Source organism: Gordonibacter massiliensis (ex Traore et al. 2017), assembly GCF_019731765.1.
Classification (GTDB): domain Bacteria; phylum Actinomycetota; class Coriobacteriia; order Coriobacteriales; family Eggerthellaceae; genus Gordonibacter; species Gordonibacter massiliensis.
The window spans coordinates 206,848-223,244 of sequence record NZ_JAASIO010000004.1 but is presented as its reverse complement, the minus strand read 5'-3'; the positions used below and the strand labels follow the sequence as shown (position 1 = coordinate 223,244).

Annotated in this window: 15 protein-coding genes; 2 read left to right on the top strand and 13 right to left on the bottom strand. The window is 68.1% G+C overall.

The features are described 5' to 3' along the window. Positions 1–115 precede the first annotated feature (115 nt). Positions 116–1,120 carry a P1 family peptidase gene (locus HCH03_RS06950; RefSeq protein WP_221688903.1) on the top strand — a complete coding sequence of 335 codons (1,005 nt, stop codon included), beginning with the start codon at positions 116–118 and terminating at the stop codon, positions 1,118–1,120. Between the two features lie 9 nt (positions 1,121–1,129). After that, on the top strand, positions 1,130–2,470 hold the full coding sequence (locus tag HCH03_RS06945; protein ID WP_221688902.1) for a chloride channel protein: 1,341 nt from the start codon (positions 1,130–1,132) through the stop codon (positions 2,468–2,470). Here HCH03_RS06945 and HCH03_RS16615 read toward each other — a convergent pair. From HCH03_RS16615 to HCH03_RS06885, 13 genes are all read right to left on the bottom strand, one after another. Then, entirely contained in the window at positions 2,467–2,592 is a 126-nt protein-coding gene (locus HCH03_RS16615; protein ID WP_281421086.1) for a helix-turn-helix domain-containing transcriptional regulator, read from the bottom strand. The genes HCH03_RS06945 and HCH03_RS16615 overlap by 4 nt on opposite strands. 277 nt (positions 2,593–2,869) lie before the next feature. Further along, positions 2,870–3,307 (bottom strand): ribosome silencing factor, encoded by a 438-nt coding sequence (gene rsfS / locus HCH03_RS06940; protein WP_368042426.1) that lies wholly within the window; start codon positions 3,305–3,307, stop codon positions 2,870–2,872. Beyond that, positions 3,304–3,969, bottom strand: coding sequence for a bis(5'-nucleosyl)-tetraphosphatase (symmetrical) YqeK (gene yqeK / locus HCH03_RS06935; RefSeq protein ID WP_246599810.1), 666 nt, complete (start codon positions 3,967–3,969; stop codon positions 3,304–3,306). The genes rsfS and yqeK overlap by 4 nt, the downstream gene beginning before the upstream one ends. After that, positions 3,966–4,748 carry a nicotinate-nucleotide adenylyltransferase gene (gene nadD / locus HCH03_RS06930; RefSeq protein WP_221688900.1) on the bottom strand — a complete coding sequence of 261 codons (783 nt, stop codon included), beginning with the start codon at positions 4,746–4,748 and terminating at the stop codon, positions 3,966–3,968. Before nadD ends, yqeK begins: the two co-directional genes overlap by 4 nt. Then, complete coding sequence (locus HCH03_RS06925) at positions 4,748–6,040, bottom strand: glutamate-5-semialdehyde dehydrogenase (RefSeq protein ID WP_221688899.1); 1,293 nt, start codon at positions 6,038–6,040, stop codon at positions 4,748–4,750. Before HCH03_RS06925 ends, nadD begins: the two co-directional genes overlap by 1 nt. A gap of 12 nt (positions 6,041–6,052) precedes the next feature. Next, a complete protein-coding gene (gene proB / locus HCH03_RS06920; protein ID WP_221688898.1) occupies positions 6,053–7,210 on the bottom strand; it encodes a glutamate 5-kinase in 1,158 nt (385 codons plus the stop codon). Then, positions 7,207–8,601, bottom strand: a complete 1,395-nt coding sequence (gene obgE / locus HCH03_RS06915; RefSeq protein WP_080143453.1) for a GTPase ObgE — start codon at positions 8,599–8,601, stop codon at positions 7,207–7,209. The genes proB and obgE overlap by 4 nt, the downstream gene beginning before the upstream one ends. A gap of 156 nt (positions 8,602–8,757) precedes the next feature. Next, entirely contained in the window at positions 8,758–9,009 is a 252-nt protein-coding gene (gene rpmA, locus HCH03_RS06910; RefSeq protein ID WP_080143454.1) for a 50S ribosomal protein L27, read from the bottom strand. 18 nt (positions 9,010–9,027) lie between these two features. Next, positions 9,028–9,423 (bottom strand): 50S ribosomal protein L21, encoded by a 396-nt coding sequence (gene rplU, locus HCH03_RS06905; RefSeq protein WP_080143455.1) that lies wholly within the window; start codon positions 9,421–9,423, stop codon positions 9,028–9,030. A gap of 437 nt (positions 9,424–9,860) precedes the next feature. Further along, a complete protein-coding gene (gene polA / locus HCH03_RS06900) occupies positions 9,861–12,488 on the bottom strand; it encodes a DNA polymerase I (RefSeq protein ID WP_221688897.1) in 2,628 nt (875 codons plus the stop codon). A gap of 779 nt (positions 12,489–13,267) precedes the next feature. Continuing rightward, positions 13,268–13,939 carry a winged helix family transcriptional regulator gene (locus HCH03_RS06895; RefSeq protein WP_080143457.1) on the bottom strand — a complete coding sequence of 224 codons (672 nt, stop codon included), beginning with the start codon at positions 13,937–13,939 and terminating at the stop codon, positions 13,268–13,270. A 33-nt stretch (positions 13,940–13,972) separates the two neighbouring features. Next, positions 13,973–15,316, bottom strand: coding sequence for a type I glutamate--ammonia ligase (glnA, locus tag HCH03_RS06890; protein ID WP_221688896.1), 1,344 nt, complete (start codon positions 15,314–15,316; stop codon positions 13,973–13,975). 192 nt (positions 15,317–15,508) lie between these two features. Further along, positions 15,509–16,366, bottom strand: a complete 858-nt coding sequence (locus HCH03_RS06885; RefSeq protein WP_221688895.1) for a MetQ/NlpA family ABC transporter substrate-binding protein — start codon at positions 16,364–16,366, stop codon at positions 15,509–15,511. Positions 16,367–16,397: the final 31 nt, after the last annotated feature.

Here is a 16,397-nt window from a genome sequence, read left to right as displayed (position 1 = left end):
GCCCGCAGGGCGCGAAATGGGCGTCGGAAGACGCGAACGGCAGGCGTGCGGACGCGCGGCAGGCGGCTGCGACGGTGTACAATAGGCGGCAACCTACATGAGCAAGGAGAACCCGATGTTCCGACCCGCAACCCTCGCCGACCTGCCCGCCTTCCGCTGCGGCCACGCGCAGAACGCCGAGGCCGCAACCGGATGCACCGTGGTCGTCGCACCCGCTGGGGCCGTGTGCGGCGTCGACGTGCGCGGCGGCGGGCCTGCCACCCGCGAAACCGACCTGCTGCGCCCCGAGAACATGATCGAGGCCGTTCACGCCGTCGTGCTCGCAGGCGGAAGCGCCTTCGGGCTGGCCGCCTCGACCGGCGTCATGGACGAGCTCGCCGCGCGCGGGATCGGCTTCCCCGTGGCGGGCGCATGCGTGCCCATCGTGGTGGGAGCCTGCCTGTTCGACCTGCCCGTCGGCGAGAGCGCGCACCCCGACGCCGCCATGGGCGCCGCGGCCTGCACCGCCGCGTTCGAGCGCGGAGAGGGCGAGCCCTTGGAGGAAGGCAACGTCGGCGCCGGCTGCGGCGCCACGGTGGGCAAGCTGCTGGGCGGCGAGCGCGCCATGAAATCGGGTCTCGGCGTGTGCGGCCTGGCGCTCGGCGACCTCGCCGTCTGCGCCATCGTGGCCGTGAACGCGCTCGGCAACGTGCGCGACGAGAGCGGCGCCTGGATCGCGGGATGCCGCGGCGACGCGGGCGGCGTCATGGACCCGCTCGACGCGTTCGGCGCGATGGCCGCGCAGGCGGCCGCCGAAGCCGCAAGCGGCGCTCCCGCAGAAGGAGGGCCCTGCCCCAACACCACCATCGGCGTGGTGCTCACGAACGCGAGGATCACGAAGGCGCAGGCGGCCAAGACCGCCTCGACCGTCCACGACGCCTATGCGCGCGCCATCAAGCCCGTGCACACCTTGAACGACGGAGACACCGTGTTCGCGTTCGCGTCCGGCGAGGTGGAAGCCTTGCCCGACGCGGTGTCCGTGCTGGCGACCGAGGCCATGCAGGGCGCCATCGTGCGCGCCGCGCGCCAGGCGGAAGGGGCCTACGGGCTGCCGGCCGCCCGCGATATGGCCGGCCGATAGGCGGGGCCCGTGGAGACGACGAAGCTCGCGAACCGCACGCTGTTCGTTCTGGCCGTCATCGTCACCGGCGCCGTCGCCGGAGCGTTCGTCTGGGCACTGCTGTTCGCCATGAACCTGGGCATAACGTTCATCTGGAGCAACCTGGGCTCGCGCTTCAGCATCTACTTCCCCTTGGCCGCGTGCCTCGTAGGAGGCCTGGTCATCGGTCTGTTCACCAAGCGCTTCGGCCCTTACCCCGAAGACCTGAACGAGGTCATGGCGAAAGTGAAGCGCGACGGACGCTACGACTACGACAAGCTGGGATCCCTGTCCGTGGCCGCGTTGCTGCCGCTGTTCTTCGGCGGGTCCGTCGGACCCGAAGCGGGCCTCACCGGCGCCGTCGCGGGAATCTGTACGTGGGTGGGCGACCGCATGAAGCGTTTCGGCGCCGACTTCCAGAAGCTCACCGAGGTGGGCACCATGGCGGCGCTCTCGGCCATCTTCACCGCTCCCTTGTTCGGCTTCGCCGCGCCGCTCTACGGCAACGGCGACGGCGACGGAGACGACCGCGAAGGCAAAGGGGGCTCGACCATCACGCTGCCGAAGAACGGGAAGATCGTCGTGTACTTCTGCGCCATCGCAGGCGCGCTCGGGGCGTTCATGGGGCTGGGCGCGCTGTTCGGCGGCGGCCTGTCGCTGCCGCGCTTCACCGACATCCACGTCGGCGCGACCGAGCTCGCCTGGCTCGTGCCCCTCGCGCTCATAGGCGCCCTTGGCGGCTGGCTGTTCTGCGTGTTCGACGGCCTGTTCGAGAAGGCCGCAAGCAAGATGGGCGACCGCCCCGTGATCAAGGCCCTTATCGCCGGACTCGTGCTGGCGAGCGTCGGCATCCTGCTTCCGTTCACCATGTTCGCCGGGGAGACGCAGGCCGAGCAGCTGGGCGAGGTGTGGACGACCATGGGCGCGGCGGCGCTGCTGGCCACCGGGTTCGCGAAAGTCGCGGTGACGCCGCTCTGCATCCGCTTCGGCTGGAGAGGCGGGCACTTCTTCCCCGTCATCTTCTCGGGGATAGCCATCGGCTACGGCATGGCCGCGCTCACCGGGGCCGACCCCGTGTTCTGCCTGTGCGCCTGCACGGCCGCCCTCGTGGGCGGCGTCATGCGCCAGCCCCTCATGGCCGTGCTGCTGCTGTTTCTGTGCTTCCCCGTCAAAGGCGTCGTGGTCATGTTCCTGGCTGCCGCCCTGGGCGCCGCCGTCCCGCTGCCGAAGGCGTTTCGCCCCGCCGAACGGAAAAGGGCCGCGGCGGCCGGAAGCGAGCGCCGAAGCGGCGAGGACCCCGGGAATGACGGCGGAAAGCCCGCCGGGAACTAGGAGCGCGGCTCCACTGCCAGCTTGAATCCCAACGCGTCGACCACGTTCATGACCGTGGAGAGCCGAGGATTGCCATCGGCCGAGAGCGACTTGTACAGGCTCTCGCGCCTTGAACGATCCAACGCGAGAGGGGGCGTGTGAACCTTGCATGCTTTCAGGTACCCGATGCGGGAAAATCCGCTGTTAAACCAGCATTGACATGCACCTGCTCAGGATGACAACGCGCTGGCTTGCATAATGTCAATGCTGGTTTAACAGCGGACGGGAAAACGGGGGCGGCGCGCAAGGGCACGCCGCCCCCGTTGGTTGGGACAACTTCTATGGAAGGCGCGCGTTCGCCGCCTGTCCCGTCGGCACGGCCCGTCATCCTCGGGCGCGCCGCCCCGCAAGCCGGATGGCCTACGCCTTGCCCAGGAGCTTGGCGATGCGGTCGGAGTACTCGAGCTCGGTGAGCCCGGCCTCCTTGGCCAGGTCGATGACCGGGGCGTCGTTCCACAGGGCCTCGAGGCGGTAGTACTCGCGCGTCTCGGGCTGAAACACGTGCACGACGATGTCACCGTAGTCCAGAAGCGACCACGTGCCGTCTTGCGTGCCCTCGCGGTGCAGCGGCTTGCAATGCCCTAGCACGCGCTCGGCCTCCTCGATCTCGTCGACGATGGCCTCCACCTGGCGGTTGTTCGCCGCCGTGGCGATGACGAAGTAGTCCGTCACGCCGATGAGGTCGCGCACCTCCTGCACCATGATGTCGGTGGCCTTCTTCTCGTCGGCCGCGCGCGCCGCTATGAGGGCGCGCTCCCGCGAGGTCGTCTCGTCCTGCTTGCTCTTCGGTTCGCTCACGCTGTTCCTTTCTTCTTCCTTCGGTCGTCCGCCGCGTCGCGCGAGCGGGCGATGTAATGGTTCCATATCTCGATGGTCTGCGGGTGGATGCGCTTGCGGCGCTGCACGAGGTTCAGGAACACGTGTCCGAACGTCGCCAGGTACAGCTCCTCGAGCGACACCCGCCCCACCAGGCTGCGTATCTCCCCCAACCCCTCGTAGTCGCGCCCCGGCTCGAGCGCGTCGGCGATGTAGACGATCATGTCGAGGTCGGTCATGCCCACCGCGCCCGCCGTGTGCCGCTCGATGGCCTGCACCACGTCGCGCGGCAGGCCGGGAAACTCCCGGGCGAGGGCGGCCGCGGCCGTGGGGCCGTGCAGCAGCTGGGGCATCTCCTCGAACACGTAGGGATCCACGACGAGGCCCAGCTCTTCCACGCGGGCGCGTATGCCCTCGTCATCGTAGCTCTTGTCCCAGTCGTGCAGCAAGCCCGCCAGGCGCGCCTTCCGCTCGTCGGCTCCGTAGAGCCGCGCAAGGTTCTCCGCCGTCCTCGCCACGCCGAGCGCGTGCTCGAAACGGCCGTGCCTCAGGCGGCGGGACAGGTCGTCTTCGCGCGCCGCGTAGAACGCGTCGGACAGCACGTCGACGGCCACGCCCGAGGCGGTTCGGGGCTCTTCGCTCATCGCCGCGCCCCCTTTCCGGCCTCGATAGGGTCGTTTGCCGCAACAGCCTGCGGTGATCGAACGGCTGCATCGGCCGCGTCGTCGGTCTCCGCCGCCGGAACCTCTTCCGCGGGCTCGATCGCAGCGCCCATATGCTCGTACAAGCCGTGCTCCATGATGTAGTCGCGCACGCTCTGCATGGTGAGGTAGCGGATGGAGCGGCCTTCGCGCAGCCGCGCGCGCAGGTCGCTCGACGAAATGGCCAATGCCGTGACCTCGAGGTACGAGACGTCGAAGCTGCCCTCGTCCTCTATCTCGCGCTTGCGCTCGGCCGTGAGCGCGTAGCCCGGCCGCGTGACGGCGATGAGGTGGGCCAGATCGGCGATGGCGGCGCTCTCGCGCCACTTCACGATATGCGCCACGGCGTCGGCGCCCGTGATGAAGAACAGCTCCACGTTGTCCGAGTAGTGGGCGCGCAGCTCACGCAGCGTGTCCACCGTGTAGGTGTCGCCGCCGCGCTCGATCTCGAGCGCGCTCACACAGAACGCCGGATTGCTGGCCACGGCCAGCCGGCACAGGGCCAAACGGTCGGCCGCCGGCGTGACGCGGCGATGCTTCTTGAACACGGGGTTGCCGGCCGGCACGAACACGACGGCGTCCAAGCCGTAGGCCTCGCGTGCTTGCTCGGCCGTGGCCAGGTGCCCGATATGGATGGGGTCGAACGTGCCGCCCATGATGCCGAGGCGCGCGGGCGCGCCGTCCGCGCCCAGGTCGTCGAAGCGCTCGCAGATGCGTGCCACTACGCGCGCACCTGCCCGTCGCCGCGCAGCACGTACTTGTACGACGTGAGCGCCTCGAGGGCGAAGGGCCCGCGCGCGTGCAGCTTCTGCGTCGAGATGCCGATCTCGGCGCCCAAGCCGAACTGCCCGCCGTCGGTGAAGGCCGTGGAGGCGTTCGCGTACACGGCGGCCGCGTCGACGCGCGCGATGAAGGCCTCGATGGCCGCCGAGCCCGCCGGCACGTCCGGATCGGCCACGATGGCCTCGGAATGCTTCGTACCGAACCGGTTCACGTGGTCGACGGCCTCGTCGACGCCTTTCACGCACTTGACGGCGATCTCGGGCGCCAGGTACTCGGTGGCCCAATCCTCCTCGGTGGCGGGCACGGTCTCGATGCCGTGCGCCGCCGCGACGTCGGCTGCGCGCTCGTCCGCGTGCAGGACCACGCCGCGCTCGCGCAGGTCGGCCAACGCGAGGGGTAGGAACGCCTCGGCGACGGCCTCGTCCACGAGCAGCGTCTCGGCTGCGTTGCACACACCGTAGCGCCGGCATTTCGCGTTCACGACGATGGCCCGGGCGCGCTCGAGGTCGGCCGTCGCGTGCACGTACACGTGGCAGTTGCCGGTGCCCGTCTCGATGACCGGCACCTTCGAGCACTCGACGCAGTGGCGAATGAGCCCTGCTCCGCCGCGCGGGATGAGCACGTCGATCACGCCGTGCAGCTGCATGAGCTCGTCGGCGGCGGCGCGGTCGGTGGAAGCCACCAGGCCGATGCAGCCCTCCGGCATGCCAGAGGCCACCGCGGCGTCGTGCAGCACGGATGCGACGGCCGCGTTCGAGCGCGCGGCCATGCTGCCCCCGCGCAGGACGGCCGCGTTGCCGGATTTCAGGCAGATGCCGGCGGCGTCGGCGGTCACGTTCGGGCGCGCTTCGTATACCACGGCCACCACGCCCAGCGGCACGCTCACGCGGGTGAGCTCGATACCGTTGTACAGCGTGCGCTCGTCCTGCACCGTCCCCAGCGGGTCGGGCAACGCCACCAGGTCCTCGAGCGCGCTCGCCATGACCTCGACGCGCGCGTCGTCCAGCATGAGACGGTCGATCAGGCTCTCCTTCGTGCCGGCGGCGCGGGCCGCCTCCACGTCGAGCGCATTCTCCTCCACGATGGCCGGCGCATGCGCGCGCAGCGCAGCCGCCATAGCCGCGAGCGCCGCGTTGCGCTCCTCCGAGCTCGTCTGAGCGAGCGCGCCGCTTGCGCGCTTCGCCGCCTCGGCGATACGCCCGACCTCAGCCCTTGCGTCTTCGATTACCATGCCGTCTCTCCCCTACTCAAACACTATCAGCTCGTCGCGGTGCACGAGCGCTTTGTCGGCCAAACCGGCCAGAAGCCGGTTCGCCCGCAGCGCCTCGCGCGAATGCCCTACGGCGAGCTCCACCTCGTCGCTGGCCGCGGCCACGAGGCCGCGGGCGAACAGGTGGCCCGCGTCGTCCTTGATGTCCACGACGTCGCCTTCGTCGAACCGTCCCTCGACGCGGGCGACGCCCACCGACAGAAGCGAGCTGCCCTTCCCGATGAGCGCGGCCTTCGCGCCCGCGTCCACCACGAGCGCGCCCTTGGCCGCGTCGCCGAGGGCGATCCACAGCTTCTTCGGCGTGATCTCGTGCGGCTTGCGCGCCGCCACGAACCGCGTTCCCACGTCCTCGCCCGCCGCTGCGTCCACGATGGCGTCCGCGCGCCGGCCGGCGCAGATGACCATGGGGATGCCCGCCACCATGAGCACGCGAGCCGCCTTGATCTTCGTGATCATGCCGCCCGAGCCCACGGTCGTGCCCGCGCCGCCCGCCACGGCCATGATGTCGGGGCCTATGGCCTCCACGCGCCCGATGAGCCTCGCATCGGGGTTGAAATGCGGGTTCGCGTCGTAGAGCCCCTCGATGTCCGAGAGGATGACCATAAGGTCGGCCTCGATGAGGCACGCCACGAGCGCCGCGAGCGTGTCGTTGTCGCCGAAGCGGATCTGCTCGACCGACACGGTGTCGTTCTCGTTCACCACGGGCACCACGCCCAGCTCCAAAAGGCGCGTGAGCGTGTCGCGCGCGTGCAGGTAGGCACGGCGGTCCGCCGTGTCGCGACGCGTGAGCAGCACGACCGACGTCACGATGCCATGGGGCGCGAACGCCTCGGCGTAGGCCGTTGACAGCACGCCCTCGCCCACCGACGCCGCAGCCTGGAGGCTCGGCATGTCGTGCGGGCGCTTGTCGATGCCGAGGGCCTCCAAGCCGCACGCGATGGCCGCCGACGTGACGATGACCGGCTGCCAACCCGCCTCGCGCACGCGCGCCACCTGCTCGGCCACCTGCCGCAGGTAGTCGTAGTCGACCTTGCTCTCGGACGTCGTCAGCGTGGACGACCCTATCTTTATCACCAGGCGCCTTCCCCGTCCCTCCTCGGGACGGGCGGCGCCGACAGAACCCTTCGTCACAGGTCGAGCTCCTTGAACATGTCCTCCGCCGTGCGCGCCGACTCGAAGTCGAACGCGCGTCCGACGATGCGTATCTCGTCGCCGTCCACCGCGCCGGCGCGCTCGAGTGCCGTCTCGACGCCCAGGCGCTTCAAGCGGTGCTGCAAGAAGGCGATGGCCTCCTCGTTCTCCCAATCGGTCTGCACCACCATGCGCTCCACCTGGGGGCCGACGACGCGGAACACGCCGCCGCCCAGGTTGAGCACCTCGAAGCGCTTGTCGCGCGCCTCGCGCTTGTGCTCCCACACGTGGTCGTACTGCACGTCGGCCGCAAGCTCGGCGCGCGAGGCTTCGCGCAGCTCGTGCACCTTGGTGGCGATGGCCGCCTTGAGGGCGTCCACGCCCTCGCCCGTGAGCGCGCTGATGCGGTAGAGCTTCGGGTCGACGGGGCTGGGGGCGAACTCGTCGCCGCCGGCCGCCGCCACGGAGTCGGCGCGCACGCGCGCGGCCAGGCGCTCGGCCGCCTCCTCGGTGCCGGGCACGTCGATCTTGTTCGCCACGACGATGCGCGGACGCGCCGCCAGATCGTCGGCGTACAGGGCGAGCTCGCGGTTGATGACCTCGTAGTCCTCCAACGGGTCGCGGCCCTCGTAGTCGCCCGTCAGATCCACCACGTGCACGATGAGCGCCGTGCGCTCGATGTGGCGCAAGAACTCGTGGCCCAGGCCCCGCCCCTCGGCGGCTCCCTCGATGAGCCCGGGGATGTCGGCCGCCACGAAGCTCAGGTCCCCCGAGCGGGCCACGCCCAGGTTCGGCACGAGCGTGGTGAACGGGTAGTCGGCGATCTTGGGACGCGCCGCGCTGATCTTGGCGATGAGCGACGACTTGCCCGCGCTCGGCATGCCCACGAGCGCCGCGTCGGCCATGAGCTTCATCTCCAGCTCGATCCAGCCCTCCTGGGCCGGCTCGCCCAGCTCGGCGAACGCGGGAGCGCGCCGCGTGGGCGTGACGAAGTGGATGTTGCCGCGCCCGCCCATGCCGCCGCAGGCCACGGTCACGCTCTCGCCGTCGTGCGTGAGGTCGGCGATGAGCTCGCCCGTCTCCTTCGACTCCTCGAAGTACTCGCGCACCACCGTGCCCACGGGCACCTTGAGCACCAGGTCCTCGCCCGTGGCGCCGTGCATGCGGCTGCCCTTGCCGTGCGTGCCGCGATCGGCCTTGAAATGGTGCTTGAAGCGGTACTCGATGAGCGACGACAGGCTCGCGTCGGCCTCCACCACCACGTTGCCGCCGTGGCCGCCGTCGCCTCCGTCGGGCCCGCCCTTCGGCACATGCGCCTCGCGGCGGAACGACATGCAGCCCGCGCCGCCGTCGCCGCCCTTCACGTGGATGCGTACTTTGTCTATGAACACTGGGTACCTCTATCTCGGTCCCGGCCGCGCAGGGCGCAGCGGAGGGTCGATGCTTTGATCTCGCAACTCGGATTGTATATGAAAAGTGCCCCCTGACGAGCAGGGGGCACGCGAAAACAGATAACGTTACGCAGTCGTGGCGCGAGCGATTCGCCCTTACGCCTCGGGGCGGACGTGCACCTTGTGCTTGGCGCCCTTCGTGAACTCCACTTTGCCGTCGCACAGGGCGAACAGCGTGTCGTCCTTGCCGCGGCCGACGTTCTCGCCCGGATGGATGTGCGTGCCGCGCTGGCGAACGATGACGTTGCCCGTGTGCACCTCTTGACCGCCGAACAACTTCACGCCGAGACGCTGCGCGTGGGAATCGCGGCCGTTACGGCTGGAACCGAGACCCTTCTTGTGTGCCATGGTATTCCCTCCCTTGCTTTATTCGGCGTCAACGGACGCGGGCTCTTCGGCCTTCTCGGCCTTCTTCGGAGCCGCCTTCTTGGCGGCGGCCTTCTTCTCGGCCTTGGCCGAGCCGACGGATTCGATCTCGACGCGCGTCAGCTGCTGGCGATGGCCGCGCAGCTTCTTGTAGTTCTTGCGCTTCTTGAACTTGAACACGAGCTGCTTCTCGCCCTTGAACTGCTCGAGGACGATGGCCGTGACCTTCGTGGCCGCGGCCTTGGCCGGATCGGCCTCGACCTTCTCGCCGTCGACGACGCAGATGGCCTCGAGTTCGACCTTCGCGCCCACCTCGGCGTCAAGCTTCTCGATGTTCAGCTTGTCTCCGGGGGCAACCTTGTACTGCTTGCCGCCCGTTTTTACGATTGCGTACATGAGTGTCTCCTTGTATGAAATAAAACGCAAGGCGATATCTTAACAGCGTGACCGTAGCAAGTCAATGTGATCGTATGCACAATCTCCGCGTATCATCGCACTCTTTCCTTTGCCGCGCCTCCACAGAGCGCAACATTCATATGATAGCAGATAATTATAGCCACGCGCGGCGGCGTGGCATGTTTTTTCCTCGACCTCACAGGTTCGACAAAGTAAGCGAGCGCAAAGCCGTTGGCGCAGCATCGCAGATCTGCCAGGCGTCCTGAAAGACGCACCCTTCTAGGGCTTTCCAAAACCCCGTAGGGGCGATCTCCTGATCGCCCGTTCCGGCGCAAGCCGGAAAAGCAACCGGAACCCGCATTCTCGCGCTTAGCGCGAGCGGGCGATCAGGAGATCGCCCCTACGGGAGAACGGCTCCGCTGCCGGCCGGTGGAACCCTAATGCGCCTCCGCCCAGCTGTCGCCCCAAGAGATGTCTACGTCGAGGGGCACGCGCAGCTGCGCGACGCCCTCCATCACTTCCTTCACCAGGGCGGACAGCGCCTCGATCTCGGCTTCGGGCACGCTGAAGTCCAGTTCGTCGTGCACCTGCAGCAGAAGGCGCGCTTGGAATCCCTCGGCCGCCAGGCGACGCTGCACCTCGGCCATGGCGAGCTTGATGATGTCGGCGGCGCTTCCCTGCATGGGGTGGTTCATGGCCGTGCGCTCGCCGAAGCCGCGCGTGGCGGCGTTCGTCGCCTTGAGCTCGGGGATGTGGCGCTTGCGATCGAACATCGTCTCGGCATAGCCCTTCTCCTTCGCCTCCTCGATCGTGGCGTCCAGGTAGGAGCGCACGCCCGGGTACGCCGCGAAATAGCGCTCGATCATCTCCTTCGCCTCGCCGAACGGGATGCCCAGGCTCTGCGATAGGCCGAACGCCTGCTGGCCGTACACGATGCCGAAGTTCACGGCCTTCGCGCGGCTGCGCAGCTCCGACGTGACCTCGTCCACCGGCACGTCGAACACGCGCGCTGCGGTGCTGGCGTGGAAGTCCGCGCCCGAGCAGAACGCCGCGACCAGGTGCTCGTCGCTGGAAAGGTGCGCGAGCAGGCGCAGCTCGATCTGCGAGTAGTCGGCGGAGAGGAACCTGCTCCCCTCTTCGAGCGGCACGAAGCACGCGCGGATCTGACGGCCGAAGTCGGTGCGCACGGGGATGTTCTGCAGGTTCGGGTCGGACGAGGAGAGGCGCCCCGTGGTGGTGACCGTCTCGTTGAAGCAGGTGTGCACGCGTCCGTCGCCGGCGCGCATGCGGGGCAGCGCGTCGATGTAGGTCGACTTGATCTTCGAAAGCTCGCGGTAGCGCAGCACGAGCGCGGGCAGCTCGTGGTCGGCGCACAGCTCCTTGAGCACGGCGGCGTCGGTGGAGTAGCCGCGCTGGTTCTTCTTCTTGGGCTTGAGGCCCAGCACCTCGAACAGGATGCGCGAGAGCTGCTTGGGCGAGTCGAGGTTGAACTCCTCCCCCGCCATCTCGAAGATGCGCACCTTGAGCTCGTCCAGTTCGGATTGGGTCGATGCGCCCAGCTCGGCCAAGCGGTCGCAGTCCACGGCCGCCCCCGTGCGCTCCATGACGGCGAGCACGCCCACGAGCGGAAGATCGATGTCGAAGTAGGGCCTGCGGCTCCCGTCCCGCTCGAGCGCCTCGGTGAGCGGTCCCACGAGCGAACGGGCGGCTGCGGCCTGCGCGCAGGCCAGGTCGGCCTCCGCCTTCGTCTCGGGCAGCACGCCACCGCAGTAGGCGTCGAGCAGCGCGTCGAAGGAATACTCCGTCACCGACGAGTTCAGCACGTAGCCTGCGAGCCCCAGGTCGAACGCCCGCATGCCCATAAGGTCGTCGTCGGCCACGAGCGCCGGTTCGGCCGTGTCGGCCGGGTAGACGCGGTGCACGGCGTGCTTGACGTCGAGCGCCGCGAACGGGCCTCCCCGCACGACGCGCGCGAACGCCGCGAGGCCGCCTTCGTCCTCGTACAGCGCCGTGCCCTGCGTCGTGGAGACGGCGCACGTGAGGTCGACGTTGAAGAGCGACGCCTGCTCCGGCTCCACGAACGACACGCCCAGCGTCTCGCCGCGCGCGATGGCAGCGTCGACGAGCGCGTCGGCCTCGGGCCCGGTGACGACGGGCTCCCATGAAAGCGGGGCCGCCTTCTTCTCCAACTCGCGCCCCACGAGCTTGAGCACGCGGTTCAAATGCGCGTTGAACTGCACCTTCTTGAACGCCTCGGTCACGTCCTCGGGATCGAACGAGGGGAAGCTGCACCCTTCCAAGTCGAGCGGGAAGTCCAGGTCGCACACGATGGTGGCTACCTCGCGGGAAAGGAACGCCATGTCCTTGTTGTCGACCATCTTCTCCTTCTGCTTGCCCTTGAGGTCGTCCACGTGCTCGTAGATGCCCTCGAGGTTCCCGTAGGTTTGCAGCAGCTTCGCGGCCGTCTTGTCGCCGATGCCGGGCACGCCGGGGATGTTGTCCGACGAGTCGCCCTTGAGGCCGAGGAAGTCGATGAACTGGTCGGGGCGCACGCCGTAGCGCTCCTCCACCTCGGCCGGTCCGTAGATGGCCACGTCGGTGATGCCCTTCTTCGTGGTGACGATGCGCGTCTTGTCGGTGGCGAGTTGGTAGGCGTCCTTGTCGCCCGTCACGAGCAGCGTCTCGTACCCGAGCTCCTCGTCGCGCGCGGCCACGGTCCCCAGCACGTCGTCGCCCTCCCAGCCTTTTATGCGCACGACGGGCACGGCCATGGCCTCCAGCAGCTCCTCGATGATGGGGAACTGCACCTTGAGGTCGTCGTCCATGGGCGGGCGCTGCGCCTTGTACTGCTCGAGCGCCTTCATGCGGAACGCCGGGCGCCCCGCGTCGAACGCGCAGATGATGGCGTCGGGGTTGGCCATGTCGATGAACTTCAGCAGCATGGCCAAAAAGCCGAACACGGCGTTCGTGGGCGTCCCGTCGGGCGCGTTCATAGTCTGCGGAACGGCATGGTAGGCGCGGTGCATGAGCGAGTTGCCGTCGATGACGGCGATCTTCTTCGGCATGGTCGTGTCCTCCGTCGCTTGGTTTCTGATCGACCAGTATAGTTCAAGGGCCGCGCACCGAACCCGACCGAGAGCCGAGAAACAGAAAACCGCAACGGGACTTCGCGCTCGAACCGCTTCGACGCGCCGGGTCTTCCGGCGCCCAGCCCCCTGACGGCTTGCAGGTTGAACCCCCTCACCAGAATATCTCACGACGGCCCTCCCATTCCGCCCTCAGCCCCACGTCCCCCATCTCGACCGACCTGCCCGGAGCGAGTCCGGCGAGGGGTTCCAGGCCCCCGCTCCGCTGCTCCCGTATCCCCTGATCGCTTTTGCGATCAGGGGATACGTGCTCGTGCGCTGCGCTCCCTCATGCTTTGGTATGCGCCCTGCGGGCGCGGATGGTGGTGTTCGGAAGGGCCCGGAACCCCTCGCCGGGCTCGCTCCTACTGGTTCGCAGTCGAACAACCTGCGGCAAGGCCGGCACTCGGGGAGCCGTTTCGATTCCTTCTGAACACTGTTCCTGTTTTGCGCCCGGAGGGCGCATCGTATAAAGCATGAAGGAGCGCAGCGCACGAATGCGAAGGCCCTGTTCGCCAAAAGCGAACAAGGCCTTCGCATGAGCAGCGGAGCGGGGAATCGAAACGGCTCCCCGAGCGCCGGCCGGACGGGTTGAACGAACCCTGCAATAAGCCATGGAAAAGGCCAAAAGGATGTTGAGAGGTCACCGGGCGGGGGCAACTAACTCTGCACCTTGGTGAGAGGGATTCGACCTGCGAGGCCGCGGAAGTCCGGAGGCGCTAGGCGCTCCAGAGGTAGCCCACACCACGGACGGTTTCCAGGTGCTGGGACAGGTCGGGCCCCAGTTTGGCGCGGACGCGGCGGACGTGGACGTCGACCGTGCGCGAGCCGCCGTAGTAGTCGAACCCCCACACGCGGCGCAGGAGGGCGTCGCGGGAGTACGTGCGGCCGGGATGGGTCACGAGGAAGGCGAGCAGGGCGTACTCGAGGTACGTGAGGTCGAGGGGCTCGCCGGCCACGTTCACCTGGTAGGTGGCCAGGTTGATGGTCATGGAGTCGACCGCGATGAAGTCGGACGCGGAGCTCTCGTTGCCGGGCCACAGCAACTGGCGGATGCGTGCGGCGCACTCGTCGGAGCTGGCGCCGTGCACGACGAAGTCGCTTTTCACCTGTACGGGCAGGCGGAACTCCCCTAGCTGGTCCTCGCCCACGATCACGAGCAGCGCCGCGGAGCCGTCCTCGAGCAGCAGGGACTCGGCCTGCGCCACGCAGCCCAGCGCCTCGCCGCGCGCCTCGTAGATGACGAGGTCGTAGCCGGGATGCTGCGACAGCAGCTTCTTGAACTGCGCGGAGGATCCGGCGGCCACGTCCACGTCGAGGCCGGAGAGCACCTGCTGGAACTTGTGCGCGTTGTCCAAGCTGTCGGCGACGAAAATAACCGATTTCCTCATGTCAGAGCCTCCGCCCTTCCGACCCGCCCACGGCTACAGCACCGCCAGGTAGCGGTCGCGCTCCCAGGCGCTCACATTGCCCTGGTAGTCGTTCCACTCGGCGCGCTTCGCGGCCACGAGGTACGAATGGATGTGCTCGCCCAGCGTCTCGCGCATGAGCTCCGATTCGGCGAACAGCTCCACGGCCTCGCCCAGGCTCTCGGGCAGCGTTTGGAAGCCCTGGCGACGCAGGTCCTGGCGCGGAAGCGAGAACAGGTCCCGGTCCTCGGTGGGGGGTTGCAGCTCCAGCTCGTCCTCGACGCCCTTGAGGCCGGCGGCCAGCATGACGGCGAAGGCCAGGTAGGGGTTCGCGGCCGGGTCGGGGCTGCGCAGCTCGATGCGGCAGGCGTCCTCTCGGTTCGGGCGGTAGCCGGGAATGCGCACGAGCGTGGAGCGGTTGCTGCTCGCCCACGACAGGTACGTGGGAGCCTCGCCGCCGGAGATGAGGCGCTTGTAGGAGTTCACGTACTGGTTCGTGACGACGCAGAACTCGGGCGCGTACTTCAAAAGGCCCGCGACGTAATGCTTCGCCACCTTCGACAGGTGGTAGCCCTGAGGGTCTTCGGGGTCGTAGAACGCGTTGTTGCCGTCGAAGTCGAACAGGCTCTGGTGCACGTGCATGCCGCTGCCCGGCTCGTCCGCCATGGGCTTGGGCATGAACGACGCGTACACGCCGTGCTTCATGGCTATTTCCTTCACCACCAGCTTGTACGTCATGACCGCGTCGGCCATGGACAGCGCGTCGGTGAAGCGCAGGTCTATCTCGTGCTGGGACGGACCGTTCTCGTGGTGGGAGTACTCCACCGGAATGCCCATCTTCTCCAGCGTGAGCACCGTGTCGCGGCGCAGGTCGGAGGCGTAGTCGAGGCTCGTGAGGTCGAAGTAGCCGCCCCGGTCGAGCACCTCGGTGCCCTCGGCGTCCTTGAAGTAGTAGAACTCCAGCTCGGGGCCGACGTTGAACACGTAGCCCATCTCCTGGGCCTTCTCCACCGTGCGCGCGAGCACATGGCGCGGGTCGCCTTCGAAGGGCCGGCCGTCGGGCGTGCGCACGGCGCAGAACATGCGCGCGACCGCGTTGCTCTCCGGACGCCACGGCAGCACCTGGAACGTGGAGGCGTCCGGATAGGCCAGCATGTCGGACTCCTGCGTGCGGCAGAACCCCTCGATGCAGCTGCCGTCGAAGCCCATGCCGTCGGCGAAGGCGTCGTCCAGCTCGTTCGGCACGACGGCGAACGACTTCATGGTGCCCAGCACGTCGGTGAACCAGAAGCGGACGAAGTGGACGTCGCGGCTCTTCACGGTCTTGAGAACAAAGTCTTGGTCGGGGTTCGCGGTCATGAGGAGGTCCTTTCTCTCAAGCAACCATTATACGGCATGACGTTTCGGTTTCGTTACGCCGACACCGACCAACGAATTCCGCGAGATGGAACAGGTTTTTCGATCCGTCGCACAAACAAGACGCGCGCCCCCGGAGGAGCGCGCGTCTCTCGATGCCGCACGGTTCCGCCAACCGGCAGGCCGGCGGACCCCCTACTTCTTCAGACCCTCGATGCTCGCGGTCTTGCCGGGGTACAGGCCCAGCGGCTCGAAGTGGATCTTGCCGGCGGACACGAGCGTCGTGCCGTTCTCGGCGTTGTAGTCCTCCAGGTACGTGATGTGCTGGAAGTAGTTCGCGTCGAGCTCGCCGTCGGCCAGCGCCACGTTCGGCTGGATGTAGTCGGAGAACTCCTTGACCTCCAGCGTGTAGCCGTGGTTCGCGAGGATGCCGCGCACCTGCTCGAGGATCTCGGCGTGCGGGGCGGGCGAGGCGCCCACCAGGATGCGCGCGTCACCGTCCTTCGCGTCCTCGATCTCGACGTTGCCGGGCACATCGAGCGGCACCACCTGGCCGGCGTACGTGTCCTCCATGTACTGGCGCGCCGTGGCGCTCTGCAGCGCCGTGACGAGCGCCTTGATCTTGTCGCTGCCCTCATCGCCCTCGCGCACGGCCACCACGTTGGCGTACTTGTCGGCGGCCTCGGACGCGGCGTCCTCGCGCGCCACGGCCGACGAGACGTCGATGCCGCCGCTGATGGCGTAGTTGCCGTTGATGACGGCCATGTCCACGTCGGGCAGCGTCGAGGGAAGCGAGGCGGCCTCCATCTCCACGATCTCGATGTTGTGCGGGTTGTCGGCGATATCGTTCTTCGTGGCCGAGAGGCCCGCGCCGTCCTTCAGCGTGATCAGGCCCTGGTCCTGCAGAAGCAGCAGGGCGCGCGCCTCGTTCGTCGGATCGGACGGCACGGCGATCTTCGCGCCCGCCGCCCCTCCGCAGCCCGCAAACGCGGCGAGCGCGGCGCCGGCCACGGCCACCGTGGCGACCGCTTTCGCGATGGTTCTGATTCTCATGTTCGTAGTCCCTTCCCTATGAGGTTTCAAA